General features: G+C 58.0%; 13 protein-coding genes. 4 read left to right on the top strand and 9 right to left on the bottom strand.

Translation table 11 applies throughout. The annotated features are described in order from the left end of the window. Positions 1-44 precede the first annotated feature (44 nt). Complete coding sequence (locus PMYSY11_RS12140; RefSeq protein WP_150549331.1) at positions 45-1,808, top strand: ABC transporter transmembrane domain-containing protein; 1,764 nt, start codon at positions 45-47, stop codon at positions 1,806-1,808. A gap of 5 nt (positions 1,809-1,813) precedes the next feature. On the opposite strand, the gene rhtA is transcribed toward PMYSY11_RS12140, so the two are convergent. From rhtA to PMYSY11_RS12125, 3 genes are all read right to left on the bottom strand, one after another. Beyond that, on the bottom strand, positions 1,814-2,701 hold the full coding sequence (gene rhtA, locus PMYSY11_RS12135; RefSeq protein WP_069900164.1) for a threonine/homoserine exporter RhtA: 888 nt from the start codon (positions 2,699-2,701) through the stop codon (positions 1,814-1,816). Between the two features lie 73 nt (positions 2,702-2,774). Continuing rightward, positions 2,775-3,056 (bottom strand): pyrimidine/purine nucleoside phosphorylase, encoded by a 282-nt coding sequence (gene ppnP, locus PMYSY11_RS12130; RefSeq protein ID WP_069900165.1) that lies wholly within the window; start codon positions 3,054-3,056, stop codon positions 2,775-2,777. A gap of 50 nt (positions 3,057-3,106) precedes the next feature. After that, positions 3,107-3,679: a 3'-5' exonuclease gene (locus PMYSY11_RS12125; protein WP_150549330.1), complete on the bottom strand. Its 573-nt coding sequence runs from the start codon at positions 3,677-3,679 to the stop codon at positions 3,107-3,109. 199 nt (positions 3,680-3,878) lie between these two features. Between PMYSY11_RS12125 and PMYSY11_RS12120 the strand changes: the two genes are divergently transcribed. The 3 genes from PMYSY11_RS12120 (at position 3,879) to PMYSY11_RS12110 (ending at position 5,787) form a co-directional block, all read left to right on the top strand. Beyond that, a complete protein-coding gene (locus PMYSY11_RS12120; RefSeq protein WP_090512182.1) occupies positions 3,879-4,751 on the top strand; it encodes an NAD(P)-dependent oxidoreductase in 873 nt (290 codons plus the stop codon). A gap of 126 nt (positions 4,752-4,877) precedes the next feature. Next, positions 4,878-5,150, top strand: coding sequence for a YkgJ family cysteine cluster protein (locus PMYSY11_RS12115; RefSeq protein WP_075723359.1), 273 nt, complete (start codon positions 4,878-4,880; stop codon positions 5,148-5,150). Between the two features lie 31 nt (positions 5,151-5,181). Continuing rightward, positions 5,182-5,787, top strand: coding sequence for an START domain-containing protein (locus PMYSY11_RS12110; RefSeq protein WP_150549329.1), 606 nt, complete (start codon positions 5,182-5,184; stop codon positions 5,785-5,787). 814 nt (positions 5,788-6,601) lie between these two features. Here the strand turns inward: PMYSY11_RS12110 and fabI are convergent. Genes fabI through PMYSY11_RS12080 form a run of 6 tightly spaced genes read right to left on the bottom strand, consistent with a single transcriptional unit; the run spans position 6,602 to position 14,825 of the window. Beyond that, positions 6,602-7,399, bottom strand: coding sequence for an enoyl-ACP reductase FabI (gene fabI / locus PMYSY11_RS12105; RefSeq protein ID WP_069900169.1), 798 nt, complete (start codon positions 7,397-7,399; stop codon positions 6,602-6,604). Positions 7,400-7,428: 29 nt separating this feature from the next. After that, positions 7,429-9,042: an ABC transporter ATP-binding protein gene (locus PMYSY11_RS12100; protein ID WP_150549328.1), complete on the bottom strand. Its 1,614-nt coding sequence runs from the start codon at positions 9,040-9,042 to the stop codon at positions 7,429-7,431. Between the two features lies 1 nt (position 9,043). After that, positions 9,044-10,063: an ABC transporter permease gene (locus PMYSY11_RS12095; RefSeq protein ID WP_069900171.1), complete on the bottom strand. Its 1,020-nt coding sequence runs from the start codon at positions 10,061-10,063 to the stop codon at positions 9,044-9,046. A 1-nt stretch (position 10,064) separates the two neighbouring features. After that, a complete protein-coding gene (locus PMYSY11_RS12090) occupies positions 10,065-11,138 on the bottom strand; it encodes a microcin C ABC transporter permease YejB (RefSeq protein ID WP_069900172.1) in 1,074 nt (357 codons plus the stop codon). 1 nt (position 11,139) lies between these two features. After that, the gene (locus tag PMYSY11_RS12085) at positions 11,140-12,996 is read right to left on the bottom strand and encodes an extracellular solute-binding protein (RefSeq protein ID WP_150549327.1); all 1,857 of its coding nucleotides are present in this window, start codon (positions 12,994-12,996) and stop codon (positions 11,140-11,142) included. After that, positions 12,996-14,825 carry an extracellular solute-binding protein gene (locus PMYSY11_RS12080; RefSeq protein ID WP_069900377.1) on the bottom strand — a complete coding sequence of 610 codons (1,830 nt, stop codon included), beginning with the start codon at positions 14,823-14,825 and terminating at the stop codon, positions 12,996-12,998. Before PMYSY11_RS12080 ends, PMYSY11_RS12085 begins: the two co-directional genes overlap by 1 nt. Positions 14,826-14,892 lie beyond the last annotated feature (67 nt).

Genomic DNA, 14,892 nt, shown 5'->3' with positions numbered 1-14,892 from the left:
TCAGGCCCCATCTTCAGTGGGTCTAAGTCCTTTTGCGAGCAACCATGCGATCTCTCTTGTCGGCCCGTCAACGCAACGCATTACGCATGGCCTGGGCTTTTGTGGCGCCTTATCGCTGGCGTGTACTCGGCGCGTTGGTGGCGCTGGTGTTCACCGCCGGTATTACGTTGTCGATGGGTCAGGGCATTAAACTGCTGGTCGATCAGGGCCTGGCCACCCAGTCTGCCGAGGCGTTGAAGCACTCGATTGCGCTGTTTTTTGCGCTGGTGCTGGCACTCGCCGTCGGCACGTACACGCGCTTTTATCTGGTTTCATGGATTGGCGAGCGCTTTGTCGCGGACATCCGCAAGCGCGTGTTCAATCACCTGATCGAACTGCATCCGGGCTTTTATGAAAGCAACCGCAGCTCTGAAATCCAGTCGCGCCTGACTGCCGACACCACACTGTTGCAGTCGGTGATTGGCTCATCGTTGTCGATGGCGCTGCGTAACCTGATCATCATGATCGGCGGCGTGGTGCTGCTGGTCATCACCAACCCCAAACTCAGTGCAATTGTGCTGGTGGCGTTGCCACTGGTGATTGCGCCGATTCTTATTTTTGGCCGCAAAGTTCGCGCTTTGTCGCGCCAGAGTCAGGATCGCGTCGCGGATGTCGGCAGCTATGTCGGCGAGGTGCTGGGGCAGATCAAGACGGTGCAGGCATACAACCATCAGGACGAGGACAAACACCGCTTTGGTCTGTCGGTCGAGGCTGCATTTGCCACCGCACGCAAGCGCATTGCCCAGCGCGCCTGGCTGATTACGGTGGTGATCGTGCTGGTGCTCGGGGCGGTCGGCGTCATGCTTTGGGTGGGTGGCATGGATGTGATCGCCGGGCGTATCTCGGGCGGGGAATTGGCCGCCTTTGTGTTCTACAGCCTGATTGTAGGCTCCTCATTCGGCACCCTGAGTGAGGTGATCGGCGAGTTGCAACGCGCAGCCGGTGCCGCCGAGCGCATCAGCGAACTGTTGCAGGCCAGGAATCAGATCCGCGCGCCTGCAAGCGGTCAGCTTGAATTGCCCACGCCGGTTCAAGGGCGTATTGAGCTTGAGGATGTGCACTTTGCTTATCCGTTACGGCCCGATACCTTCGCCGTCGAGGGTATATCGCTGAAGGTTGAGCCCGGTGAAACGGTCGCGCTGGTCGGGCCGTCCGGTGCCGGAAAGTCGACGTTGTTTGATTTGCTGCTGCGCTTTTTCGATCCGCAAACCGGGCGGATATTGATTGATGGGCAGCCAATCAACCTGCTCGACCCTGATCAGTTGCGCAGCTGCTTTGCGCTGGTGTCGCAAAACCCGGCGCTGTTCTTCGGCACGGTCGAAGACAACATTCGTTATGGCAATACCGAAGCCAGCGACGCAGCGGTCGAGGCGGCTGCCAAGGCGGCGCACGCGCACGCGTTCATCATGCGCTTGCCGCAGGGTTACCAGACCCATTTGGGCGACTCCGGTTTAGGCCTTTCCGGCGGTCAACGTCAGCGCCTGGCGATTGCCCGTGCCTTGTTGGTGGATGCACCGATACTGCTGCTGGACGAGGCTACGAGTGCGCTGGATGCCGAGAGTGAACACCTGATTCAGCAAGCGCTGCCAACGCTGATGCAGGGGCGCACCACATTGGTTATCGCGCACCGGCTGGCGACCGTCACCCGAGCCGATCGCATTGCGGTGATTGATCAGGGCAAGTTGCAGGCAATTGGCAGCCATCAGCAACTGCTGGCGACTAATGCGCTGTACGCGCGACTTGCCGAATTGCAGTTCAATTCGCAATAGATGCGTCAGCCGCAATCTTGCGGCTGCGCGGGCGATTGCGGCTTCATCGTGGCGGCGGTGCCGGTGGAGGCGAGAATGATGAAGCTGATTGCCAGCCATTGGCTGAACGACAGGTGTTCGGTGAGGAACAGCAGCCCGGCTAATGCGGCAATCGCAGGCTCCAGGCTCATCATGATGCTGAATGTTCGGGCTGGCAGGCGCGTCAGGGCCATCATCTCCAGGCTGTAAGGAAGCGCCGAGGACAAGACGGCAACGCCAAAGGCAATGGGCAAGATATCCAGCGCGAACAGGTTGCTGCCGGCTTGCCACAGGCCAATCGGAATCACCACGATCGCGGCTACCAGCGTGCCCAGCGCGACCGTGTGGCGGCCGTGCTCACTGCCCGCGCGTTTGCCAAAAATGATGTACATCGCCCAGCAGGCACCTGCGCCCAGCGCGAGCGCCATCCCCACGGGATCGAGCGGCTCGTCTGTCAGGTTGGTCGGCAACAGCAACCACAAACCCGTGGCGGCGAGGGCGATCCATAGAAAGTCGATTGGCCGGCGCGACGACAACAACGCCAGCGTTAACGGGCCGGTGAATTCCAGTGCAACAGCGATGCCCAGCGGGATAGTTTGCAAGGCCATGTAAAACATCAGATTCATCAGCCCCAACGCAACGCCGTAGGCCAGCAGCGAGCGGCACGATTGCAGGGTCAGCTTGGCCTGCCACGGGCGCAACAGCAGGCACAAAATAAGCGCGCCGATACCCAGACGCAGCGCGGTAGTGCCCTCAGCGCCAATCACCGGAAACAGGCTCTTGGCCAGCGACGCGCCACTCTGGATGGAAATCATGGCGATGATCACCAACGCAATCGGCAGCAACACTGGAAATCGACTAAAGGGGCTGTGCATCTCTCATCCTAAGAATTAGCGGCAGTACAAATAAAAAACCGGCCTGGAGGCCGGTTTTAACGGACTTCTCTACTTAGCGATATTCGCAAAGGTAGGCCGTTTCAGTGGCGACCTGCAGTTGGAATTTGCTGTCTGCAGGAACGGTGAACTTGCTCCCGGCGGCAAAGGTTTCCCATTTTTCAGTGCCTGGCAGTTTCACCGTGAGTGCGCCTGCAACCACGTGCATGACTTCTAGCTGGCTGGTGCCGAATTCATATTCGCCTGGCGCCATTACGCCGATCGTTGCCGGGCCTTCAGCCATCCCGAATGCGATGGATTTGACGGTGCCGTCGAAATACTCATTGACCTTGAACATCTGCTAATCCTCAAAGGCTGTAAATAAAGGTGGGCAAGTATGCACAAGCGTTAACGTTGCGTCATCCGCTTTGCGTGGCTTTCTAGCGGCAGAATCAAAGGTAATAAGCGGGCGGTGTTACGGGCGTCGGTCAGCGCCCGGTGTTGTTGGCCGTTGAATTGCAATCCGGCCAGCTGCAAAGCGGTGTGCAGGCCGACCGGCTGTTGCAGTTTGCGCTCTTCGCTGAAGCGACGCTTGAGGTTCAGGTGGTTAATATCATGCAGGCAACTGCTCAATTCGTGGCGCTGCCATTCCTGCTCCAGCTGACGTTTATCATAAGCGCCCCAACTGGCCCAACCTTGTAAATGCGGTTGATGGCTGACCAGCCAGCGCTCGAATTGCGGCCACACCGAGGTCAACGGCGCGGCGCTGTTGATGGCTTGCTGGCTGATGTGAGTCAGCTCCCGGCAAAACTGGGTCAGGTGCGGGCGTCGCTGGGGTTTCACGTACCGCTGGAAATGATCGACTTCATGCCCGTCAGCCCGTACCAGACTGGCGCCAATTTCGATGATTTCCATTTCCTCTACGGGCCAGCCGCCTTCTTCGGTGGTGGCTTCAAGGTCTATTACCAGCCAGTGTCCCATGGGCTCTCCCTGCGCTGTGGGTGTGCCGTTAATGCGGTGGGTTGCGTGAACAGTTGCTGGCAATCCAGTAAAAATCGCTAATCAGCAGCATATACGCTCAATTGCGATTGTGCAGACAGCTAAAGCAACTGTTGCAAGCTGTTTTCTATCAAAGCAAATCCCGTGATAGGCTGCAAATTCATGAATTCGGAGGTGTTGTATGACGACGGTAGCCTTTATCGGTCTGGGTGTAATGGGATTCCCTATGGCCGGTCATCTGGCGCGAGCGGGCCATGATGTGTGCGTATATAACCGTAACCCGGCCAAAGCTGCCGACTGGGTCGAGACCTATGCCGGCCGTAGCGCAGCAACGCCTCGCGAAGCCGCGCAGGGCGCCGAATTGGTGATGGTTTGCGTGGGCAACGACGACGACCTGCGCAGCGTGGTGCTCGGTGACGATGGCGCGTTTGCTGGCATGCAGGCCGAAGCCATTCTGGTCGATCACACCACGGCCTCCGCCGATGTCGCCCGCGAACTGGCTGGCAAGGCCGCCGAGCTGGGCTTGGGTTTTCTTGATGCGCCGGTGTCTGGCGGGCAGGCGGGTGCGGTCAATGGCGCCCTGACAATCATGGTGGGCGGTGATGCAGCAGCCTACGCTCGCGCCGAACCGGTGATTCAGGCCTACGCCCGCATGGCGCGCCTGATGGGTGAGGCTGGCAGCGGCCAACTGACCAAGATGGTCAATCAGATCTGCATTGCCGGCCTGGTTCAGGGCTTGAGTGAGGCGTTGCACTTTGCTCAGTGCGCTGGCCTCGATGGTGAGGCAGCGATGGAGGTGATCAGCAAAGGCGCTGCGCAGTCATGGCAACTGGAGAACCGTCACAAGACCATGCTGGCGGGTGATTTCGACTTCGGTTTTGCGGTGGACTGGATGCGCAAGGACCTGTCGATTCTGCTCAACGAGGCGCGTAACAATGGTGCGCAGCTGCCAGTAACCGCGCTGGTTGATCAGTTCTATGCCGATGTTCAAGGTATGGGCGGCGGCCGTTGGGACACCTCCAGCCTGTTGGCGCGCTTGAAACCTGCCAAATAAGCATAATGGCGTACGCCTCCAGGCCTTATCTGGAGGCGTAAATTTGCATGGTGTGGCTGCTAAGTTCGCTTAAATACGAGTAAAATCGGCGAGTAGATCAGTATTCCTTTTTGAGGTTTAACACCCATGGACTGTCGCGCAGGTTGCGGCGCTTGCTGTATTGCTCCCTCTATTAGTTCGCCGATTCCCGGCATGCCACAAGGCAAACCTGCCGGTGTGCGTTGTGTGCAGCTTTCACCCGATAATTTATGCTCGATTTTCGGCAAGCCGGAACGACCAAAAGTCTGCTCAGCCTTCTCGGCAGACGTGGCTGTTTGTGGCGACACACATGAGGAGGCCATCCGCCTGCTCGCGTGGCTGGAGGATCAAACGGCTGTCACGCCGCAGGTTGCATGCTAGTTCACACGATCAATGATGCCCTGGGGGCGCGATGACAAAGTCGACTCGAATGATGGTTGCAACACTGGCTCTGATGGCGGCAGGTGTTGTGCAGGCCGAGCAGTGGAATCTGGTGAAGGATGAAGATGGCATCAAGGTCTACCTGAGTGAGGTCGCGGGCTCGCCTTACAAGGCGTATCGCGGCGTCACCCAGATCAAGGCAGAGATGCCCAAACTGCTAGCCCTGCAGAACGATGCCATGGGTTCATGTAAATGGATTCACGAGTGCAAGTCGCAAAAGTTGCTCAAGCAGGAAGGCGATGTTTATTGGGTGTACTCGCAGTTCAATACGCCTTGGCCGGTAACGCCGCGCGATTCAGTTATGAAGGTCACCAGTAAAAAATCCAGCGACGGCACGGTAACCCGCAGCATGCAAGGCGCACCGAATGACCTGCCGCCGACTGATGGCATGGTCCGCGTGAGCAAGGTCGACGGCAGTTGGACGTTCACGCCGAAAGCGTCAGGCGTGGTCGAGGTGGTGTATCAGGTGCACACCGAACCGGGCGGCAGCGTGCCATCCTGGTTGGCCAACAAGTTCGTGGTCGAAGCCCCGTTCAACACCCTCAAGGCCTACCGCATACTGGCTGAACAACCCTGACGTTAACGTCGAGCAATCGAAAACAAACCCACCTCCGGTCATAAACAAAACCGGAGGATGGATAGCGGCGCATCGCCGCAATCCGTCGAGCCAATGCAGGATCAACACCAATCCCGCGTCAGGCTTGAGGTCGCCATGTCGGAAGCCGCAAGCGGATTCCAACCTCCGCCAGATAAACCGGAGGATGGATAGCGAAGCGCAGCGTCGCAATCCGTTAAGCCATCGCAAGATCAACATCAATCCCGCGTAAGGCATGAGACCGCCATGTCGGAAGCCGCAAGCGGATTCCAACCTCCGCCAGATAAACCGGAGGATGGATAGCGCAGCGAAGCGCCGCAATCCATCGAGCGATCGCAAGAACAACACCAACCCCGCGCCATACATGAGGCCGCCATGTCGGAAGCCGCAGGCGGATTCCAACCTCCGCCAGATAAACCGGAGGATGGATAGCGGCGCAACGCCGCAATCCGTCGAGCCATCGTAAGATCAACACCAATCCCGCGGAAGGCATGAGATCGCCATGTCGGAAGCCGCAAGCGGATTCCAACCTCCGCCAGATAAACCGGAGGATGGATAGCGCAGCGAAGCGACGCAATCCGTCGAGCCATCGCAAGATCAACATCAACCGCGTGTCAGACACATAAACAAACCGGAGGATGGACAGCGAAGCATAGCGCCGCAATCCGTCATGACCCTCGCAAGATCAACAACAAACCCTGCATCCAAACGCCCACAAAAAAGCCCACAAGGCGAACCTTGTGGGCTTGTTCAATCAACTGCCAGTCAATCCCGGCAGTTGATCAGCGTCACGCGCTTAGGCGTCGTCCATCGCGCCCATCGCGGTGGTGTTGAAACCGCCGTCGACGTACATGATTTCGCCGCTGACACCCGAGGCCAGGTCGGAGCAAAGGAATGCACCGGCGTTGCCGACTTCGTCGATGGTGACGTTGCGGCGCAGCGGGGTCTGCTTCTCGTTGGCTGCGAGCATTTTGCGGAAGCTCTTGATGCCGGAAGCGGCGAGGGTGCGGATCGGACCAGCCGAAATCGCGTTAACGCGTGTGCCTTCCGGGCCAAGGCTGCCTGCCAGATAACGTACGCCGGCTTCGAGGCTGGCCTTAGCCATGCCCATGACGTTGTAGTTAGGCATGGTGCGCTCAGCGCCCAGGTAGGACAGCGTCAGCAGGCTGCCGTTGCGGCCTTTCATCATCTCGCGGCCCGCTTTGGCCAGCGCCACGAAGCTGTAGGCGCTGATGTCGTGGGCAATACGGAAGCCTTCACGGGTGGTGACGTCGGTGAAATCGCCGTCGAGTTGATCACCAGGTGCGAAGCCTACGGAGTGAACGATGCAGTCGAGACCGTCCCACTTCTTGCTCAGCTCGGTGAAAACGTTGGCAATTTCGTCGTCATTGGCCACATCGCACGGGAAGCAAAGCTCAGGGCCCGAGCCCCAGCCAGCGGCGAATTCTTCAACACGGCCTTTGAGCTTCTCACCCTGATAGGTGAAGGCAAGTTCAGCACCTTCGCGGTGCATTGCGGCTGCAATACCGGACGCGATGGACAGTTTGCTGGCGACGCCAACGATCAGTACGCGCTTACCGCTTAGAAAACCCATGTGTACTCTTCCTCTTCCTGCTTTAAGGATTACTCAGTTTTTGCAGGCGCCAAGAAGGCGGCCTCCAACAACTGCTGCGTATAAATATGCTGCGGTGTTGCAAATATTTCGTCTGCTGGCCCTTGCTCGACGACCTGACCGCTTTTGACCACGATCAAATGGTGGCTCAGAGCCCGTACCACCGCCAAATCATGGCTGATGAACAGGTAGGTCAAGTTGTACTTGGCCTGCAATGAGCGCAGCAGTTCTACCACTTGGCGCTGAACGGTTCGGTCGAGTGCCGAAGTCGGCTCGTCCAACAGAATCAGCGCCGGTTTCAGCACTAAAGCACGGGCAATGGCAATACGTTGCCGTTGCCCGCCTGAAAACTCGTGGGGATAGCGGTGCCGGGTTTCCGGATCCAGACCTACCTCCGCAAGCGCATCAATAATCGCTTGTTCCTGCTCGGCATCAGTGCCCATCTGATGAATGCGCAAGCCTTCACCGACAATCTGACTCACCGACATCCGTGGGCTCAGGCTGCCAAACGGGTCCTGAAACACCACCTGCATTTGCCGCCTGAACGGGCGAACGTCGTGTTGCGACATGCCATCCAGCGCCTGGCCCTGAAAACGGATACCGCCTTCACTGCCAATCAGGCGCAAAATTGCCATGCCCAGCGTCGATTTACCCGAGCCACTCTCGCCAACAATGCCCAGGGTCTGGCCCTGAGGCAGTTTGAAGCCGATGCCGTCTACCGCTTTAACGTAATCGACAGTGCGACGCATCAGACCTTTCTTGATCGGAAACCAGACGCGCAAGTTGTCGACTTCAAGCAGTGTAGACCCTGGCGGATTGGCAATAGGCCTGCCGCTAGGCTCAGCGCCCAGGAGCTCCTGGGTGTATTCATGCTGAGGCGAGTGGAACAAATTTTCACACGACCCTTGTTCGACGATCTTTCCGCGCTGCATGACACATACTCGGTGTGCAATTCTTCGAACAAGGTTCAAATCGTGGCTGATCAGCAGAATTGCCATGCCCAGCCGCGCCTGCAAATCCTTGAGCAAATCGAGGATTTTCAGCTGCACGGTAACGTCCAGCGCCGTGGTCGGCTCATCCGCGATCAGCAGTTCCGGCTCGTTGGCCAGCGCCATGGCGATCATCACGCGTTGGCGCTGCCCGCCTGAAAGCTCATGCGGATAAGCCTTGAGGCGTTTGTGAGGCTCAGGGATGCCGACCAGATCCAGCAGTTCAAGCGTGCGCTCTGTGGCCGCTTTACCGCTGAGGCCCTTGTGCAGACCCAGGACTTCGTTGATCTGTTTTTCGATGCTGTGCAGCGGATTCAGCGAGGTCATGGGCTCCTGAAAGACCATGGCGATGCGGTTGCCACGAATCCCGCGCAGCTTCTTTTCATCAACCTTGAGCAGATCTTCACTTTGATAGGTGATGGTGCCGGCGGGGTGTTGGGCAATCGGGTAGGGCAGCAGGCGCAGGATCGAGTGCGCGGTAACCGATTTTCCCGAGCCACTTTCACCAACCAGCGCCAGGGTTTCGCCACGGCGGATATCAAAGCTGACATGCTCGACCACACGCTGGCGCTGGCTGCCGGTGACGAACTCAACCGCCAGGTCGCGGATTTCGATGAGGTTATCGACGTCGCTCATTTTATTTCCTTGGGTCGAACGCATCGCGAGCTGCCTCGCCAATAAACACCAGCAAACTGAGCATGATTGCCAATACGGCAAATGCGCTGATGCCCAGCCACGGTGCCTGCAGGTTGGACTTACCCTGAGCAACCAGCTCGCCAAGCGACGGTGCGCCGGGCGGCAGGCCGAAGCCGAGGAAGTCCAGCGCGGTCAGTGTGCCGATGGCGCCCGTGAGGATGAACGGCATGAAGGTCATGGTCGAAACCATCGCGTTGGGCAGGATGTGGCGGAACATGATTGCGCCGTTTTCCATGCCCAGCGCCCGCGCAGCGCGGACATATTCGAGGTTACGCCCGCGCAGGAACTCCGCGCGCACCACATCGACCAGGCTCATCCACGAGAACAGCAGCATGATACCCAGCAGCCACCAGAAGTTCGGCTGCACGAAACTCGCCAGAATGATCAGCAGATAAAGCACCGGTAAACCGGACCAGACCTCCAGAAAGCGTTGGCCGACCAAGTCCACCCAGCCGCCGTAAAAGCCCTGCAGCGCACCGGCAAATACGCCGATGATCGAGCTGAGCACGGTGAGAATCAGCGCGAACAACACCGAGATGCGGAAGCCGTAAATCACCCGCGACAACACATCCCGGCCCTGATCGTCTGTGCCCAGCCAGTTGGCGGCGGACGGCGGTGCCGGAGCGGGAACCTCAAGGTCGTAGTTGATGCTGGAGTAGCTGTAGGGAATCGGTGGCCAGACCATCAGGCCGTCTTTTTCCTCGATCAGGTTACGGATGTACGGGCTTTTGTAATTCGCCTGCAAAGGGAATTCGCCGCCGAATACGGTTTCCGGATAGCGCTTGAACACCGGGAAATACCATTGACCGTCGTAACGCACCGCCAGCGGTTTATCGTTGGCGATTAATTCCGCACCAAGGCTCAGGGTGAACAGGGCAAGGAAAATCCACAGTGACCACCAGCCGCGTTTATGCGCTTTGAACAGCTGAAGCCGGCGTTGATTCATCGGAGAGAGTGCCATATCAACCCTCCCGACTTTCAAAGTCGATGCGCGGATCGACTAGGGTGTAGGTAATGTCACCGATCAATTTCACGATCAGCCCCAGTAAGGTGAAGAGAAACAGCGTGCCGAACACCACCGGATAATCCCGGTTAATGGCGGCTTCAAAACTCATCAGGCCCAGACCGTCGAGGGAGAAGATCACCTCGATCAGCAGCGAGCCGGTAAAGAAAATGCCGATGAAGGCCGCAGGAAATCCGGCAATGATCAGCAGCATGGCGTTACGGAACACATGCCCGTAAAGCACGCGGGTATTGGTCAGGCCTTTGGCGCGAGCGGTCACCACGTATTGTTTGTTGATCTCGTCAAGGAAGCTGTTCTTGGTCAGCAGGGTCAGCGTCGCAAAGTTGCCGATTACCAGCGCGGTGACGGGCAGGGCGAGGTGCCAGAAATAGTCGAGAATCTTGCCGCCCAGGCTCAGGTCGTCGAAGTTGTTCGAGGTCAGCCCCCGGAGCGGGAACCAGTCGAGGTAACTGCCACCGGCAAAGACCACAATCAGCAGGATGGCGAACAGGAACGCCGGGATTGCGTAGCCGACGATAATCGCCGAGCTGGTCCATACGTCAAACGAGCTGCCGTGGCGCGTAGCCTTGGCGATGCCGAGCGGAATCGACACCAGATACATGATCAGGGTGCTCCATAACCCCAGCGAGATCGACACCGGCATCTTTTCAACGATGAGGTCGATCACCTTGGCATCGCGAAAGAAACTCTCGCCGAAATCGAGTTGGGCGTAATTCTTGAGCATGATCCAGAAGCGTTCCGGCGCCGATTTATCGAAACCGTACATTTTCTGGATTTCCGCCACCAGCTCAGGGTCGAGGCCTTGCGCGCCGCGGTAATTGGAGCCTGCCACCGAAACTTCCGCGCCGCCGCCGGCAATCCGGCTGGTAGCGCCATCAAAGCCTTCAAGCTTGGCAATCATCTGTTCAACCGGGCCGCCCGGAGCAGCCTGGATGATGATGAAGTTGATCAGCAAAATGCCGAACAGGGTCGGGATAATCAGCAGCAATCGTCGGAAAATATACGCCAGCATGCTATTGCTCCGCGCCTGTGGCTGGGGTGGCTGGCGCCTGTGTTTCAGCATCTTCCGGCGGTGTCGTCACCTCACGCACCCACCAGGTGTTAAGACCGATGTCGTACTGCGGGGTGACTTGCGGGTGTTCAAGCTTGTGCCAGTACGCCACCCGCCAAGTGGTGATGTGCCAGTTAGGAATCACGTAGTGGCCCCACAACAGCACGCGGTCGAGTGCGCGGGTGTAGTTGATCAGGTTTTCGCGTGAGTCGGCTTTGATCAGGCCTTCAACCAGGGAGTCAATTGCCGGGTCTTTTAGGCCGATGAAGTTACGGCTGCCAGGGTTGTCGGCACTGCTCGAATGCCAGTACTCGCGCTGCTCATTGCCGGGCGAGTTGGACTGGCCGAAGCCGCCGACGATCATGTCGAAGTCGCGCGAGCGCAGGCGGTTGATGTATTGCGAGACGTCCACGCGGCGGATCACCAGTTCGATACCGAGATCTGCCAGATTGCGCTTGAAAGGTAGCAACACGCGCTCGAATTCGGTTTGCGCGAGGAGGAACTCAAAGCTCACCGGATTGCCTTGCGCGTCGACCATCTTGTCGTCTACAACCCGCCAGCCTGCTTCTTGCAGCAACTGATACGCGCGGCGTTGGTGGTCGCGGATCATGCCGCTGGCATCGGTGACCGGGTTGATGAATTCGTCGGTGAAGACCTTGGGCGGAATCTGCTCGCGCAAGGGTTCAAGCAGCTTCAACTCGGCGGGGCTTGGCAAACCTTTGGCCGCTAGCTCCGAGTTGTCGAAGTAGCTGTCGGTGCGGGTGTAGGCGCCATTGAACAGCTGCTTGTTGGCCCATTCAAAGTCGAACAACAGGCCAAGCGCTTCACGCACCCGTGGGTCTTTGAACAGGGGACGGCGAATGTTGAAGATGAAGCCCTGCATGCCGGTCGGGTTGTAGTTGCGGATTTCTTCCTTGATCAACTGGCCGTTGGCGACGGCCGAGTTGTTGTAAGCGGTGGCCCAGTTCTTGGCGCTGGTTTCCAGCCAGAAGTCGAACTGGCCGGCTTTCATGGCCTCGAGTGCGACGGTGTTGTCGCGGTAATAGTCGATGCGCATCTTGTCGAAGTTGTAAAAGCCGCGATTAACGGCCAGGTCTTTGCCCCAATAGTCCTTGACGCGTTCATAGACGATCGAGCGCCCGGCCTGTACTTCGCTGATTTTATAAGGGCCGCTGCCGACCGGAATATCCAGATTTCCTCTGGCGAAGTCTTTGTCTGCCCAGTAATGCTTGGGCAACACCGGCAACTGACCAACAATGAGTGGCAATTCGCGGTTGCCGGCGTGTTTGAACACGAAGCGGACCTGATGCGGGCCTTCGATCTCAACCTTGTCGACATCAGCGTAGTAGCCCTTGTACATCGGGGCGCCTTTTTCCATCAGCGTCTCAAAGGTGAATTTAACGTCTTCTGCGGTGAGCGGCTGGCCATCATTGAAGCGGGCTTCTTTGCGCAGGAAGAAACGCACCCAGCTGTTGTCCGGGGCTTTCTCAATTTTCTCGGCCACCAGACCATATTCGGAAAACGGCTCATCCAGGCTGTGCGTGGTCAGCGTGTCGTACATCAGCCCGAGGTCGTCGGCCGAAACCCCTTTGTTGATGAACGGATTGAGGCTGTCAAAACCACCGAAACCGGCTTGGCGCAATGTTCCGCCTTTGGGCGCATCGGGATTGACGTAATCAAAGTGCTTGAAGTCGGCCGGGTATTTCGGCGCTTCGCCATAGAGCGTCAGCGCATGTTGCGGTGCGGCCTGCACAATACTGGCGAGGCTGAGAAGCAAGACGGCACTGCAATGGCCGAGAGTGGTGCGCAAAGAAAGCATTAGCGGGCATTCTCCGTAGGTTTCAGCCACCAAGTGCGCAGGCCGAGTGTGTAGGGCGGCGTGGTGACGAAGGCGAACCGGTTGCGGTAGGCCAGGCGATGATAATTGATGTACCAATTCGGGATGGTGTAGTGCTGCCACAGCAGAACGCGGTCGAGGGCGCGGGTGGCGGCGATCTGTTGCTCGCGGGTTTGCGCGTTCAACAGCTTGTCGAGCATCAGGTCGACTACCGGATTATCAATCCCTGCGTAGTTCTTGCCGCCACGAACCTTGGCCTGGCTGGAGTGAAAATACAGCCACTGCTCAAGTCCCGGACTGAGGGTTTGCGGAAGGGTCAGCAGGATCATGTCAAAGTCGAACTGGTCGAGGCGTTGCTTGTACTGAGCGCGATCAACCGTGCGCAAATTGGCCTGTATGCCGATGCTGGCGAGATTGCGGGTGAAGGGTTGCAGAATGCGTTCAAGGTTCGGGTTGACCAGCAGAATTTCAAATTGCAGCGGTTGGCCCTTGGCATTCTCAAGACCTGTACTGCCGGTTTCCCAACCGGCATCGGCTAATAGACCCAGGGCCTTGCGCAAGGTTTCACGCGGAATACCATGACCTTCGGTATGCGGCATCTTGAAAGGCTCAGTGAGCAGGCCCTTGGGCAACTGATCGCGCACCGCAGATAGCAGCAGCCACTCGGCCCCTTTGGGTTTGCCCGTGGCTGTGAATTCGCTGTTGGGGTAATAGCTGTTGGCGCGGGTGTAGGCATTGTTGAACAGCGTGCGGTTGGTCCACTCGAAGTCGAACATCAGTCCCAGCGCCTCGCGCACTCGGCTGTCGGAAAACGTAGCGCGGCGGCTGTTCATGAACAGCGCCTGAGTCTGCGTGGGAATCTTGTGCGGAATTTCGGCGCGAACTACTTCGCCACGATTGAGCGCGGGGAAGTTATAGCCATTGGCCCAGTTCTTCGCCTGCTGTTCGATATAGAAGTCGAATTCGCCAGCCTTGAACGCTTCGAACGCGACATTGCTGTCGCGGTAAAACTCGACATTCACGGTGTTGAAGTTGTACTTGCCCTTGTTGACGGCCAGGTCCTTGCCCCACCAGTTTTTCACCCGCTCAAAGCGCAAGCTGCGGCCGGGGCGTACATCGGTAATCTTGTACGGGCCACTGCCCAACGGCGGGGTGTAAGTGGTCGCCTGAAAATCGCGGTCTTTCCAGTAATGCTGCGGCAATACCGGCAGCTCACCGAGGCGCAGGATCAGCAGCGGGTTGCCGGAGCGCTTGAACACGAAGCGGATGCGATGCCGATTGAGAATGTCGACCCGCTTAACTTCCTGCAAGTTGGTGCGGTATTGCGGATGGCCTTCCTTGAGCAGCAGGCGATAGGAGAATGCTACGTCGTAGGCGGTGATCGGCTTGCCGTCGTGAAAGTGCGCCTGCTTGCGCAGATTGAACACGACCCAGCTACGGTCTTCGCTGTATTCGACCGATTCGGCAATCAGGCCATAGCTTGAGGCGGGCTCGTCGCCGGACGGGTCATAGGCGCCGGTGCCGACCATTAGTGTCTCGTTCAACTCGTTAACGCCATATTGCAGGAAGTTGGCGGTCGAGACCGGGCTGGTGCCTTTGAATGTATAAGGATTGAGCGTATCGAAGGTGCCGGAAGCCATCACCGTGATGCTTCCGCCCTTGGGCGCTTTCGGGTTTACCCAGTCGAAATGGGTAAAATTGGCGGGGTACTTGAGCGTGCCGAACTGAGCATAGCCATGACTTTTGGTGATCGTCGCCCAAGCGGGCAGGCTAATTGCCAAACTGATCAACACTGTGAGGAGGGCACGTATCAAGTAAATATCCGGTCCGTGGCAGCTTTATGGGCTTCTGGTTGGGTACAGTAACAGCTTGTATCGG

It is taken from the genome of Pseudomonas marincola (assembly GCF_900682675.2).
GTDB lineage: Bacteria > Pseudomonadota > Gammaproteobacteria > Pseudomonadales > Pseudomonadaceae > Aquipseudomonas > Aquipseudomonas marincola.
Note: the sequence above shows the minus strand (reverse complement) of the source record. Positions and strands in the feature narration are given on the sequence as shown.

Excerpts from the sequence above, each read along its gene's own strand:
- PMYSY11_RS12140 (WP_150549331.1), top strand. The coding sequence starts at position 45 with ATGCGATCTCTCTTGTCGGCCCGTCAACGCAACGCATTACGCATGGCC.
- rhtA (WP_069900164.1), bottom strand. The coding sequence starts at position 2,701 with ATGCACAGCCCCTTTAGTCGATTTCCAGTGTTGCTGCCGATTGCGTTG.
- ppnP (WP_069900165.1), bottom strand. The coding sequence starts at position 3,056 with ATGTTCAAGGTCAATGAGTATTTCGACGGCACCGTCAAATCCATCGCA.
- PMYSY11_RS12125 (WP_150549330.1), bottom strand. The coding sequence starts at position 3,679 with ATGGGACACTGGCTGGTAATAGACCTTGAAGCCACCACCGAAGAAGGC.
- PMYSY11_RS12120 (WP_090512182.1), top strand. The coding sequence starts at position 3,879 with ATGACGACGGTAGCCTTTATCGGTCTGGGTGTAATGGGATTCCCTATG.
- PMYSY11_RS12115 (WP_075723359.1), top strand. The coding sequence starts at position 4,878 with ATGGACTGTCGCGCAGGTTGCGGCGCTTGCTGTATTGCTCCCTCTATT.
- PMYSY11_RS12110 (WP_150549329.1), top strand. The coding sequence starts at position 5,182 with ATGACAAAGTCGACTCGAATGATGGTTGCAACACTGGCTCTGATGGCG.
- fabI (WP_069900169.1), bottom strand. The coding sequence starts at position 7,399 with ATGGGTTTTCTAAGCGGTAAGCGCGTACTGATCGTTGGCGTCGCCAGC.
- PMYSY11_RS12100 (WP_150549328.1), bottom strand. The coding sequence starts at position 9,042 with ATGAGCGACGTCGATAACCTCATCGAAATCCGCGACCTGGCGGTTGAG.
- PMYSY11_RS12095 (WP_069900171.1), bottom strand. The coding sequence starts at position 10,063 with ATGGCACTCTCTCCGATGAATCAACGCCGGCTTCAGCTGTTCAAAGCG.
- PMYSY11_RS12090 (WP_069900172.1), bottom strand. The coding sequence starts at position 11,138 with ATGCTGGCGTATATTTTCCGACGATTGCTGCTGATTATCCCGACCCTG.
- PMYSY11_RS12085 (WP_150549327.1), bottom strand. The coding sequence starts at position 12,996 with ATGCTTTCTTTGCGCACCACTCTCGGCCATTGCAGTGCCGTCTTGCTT.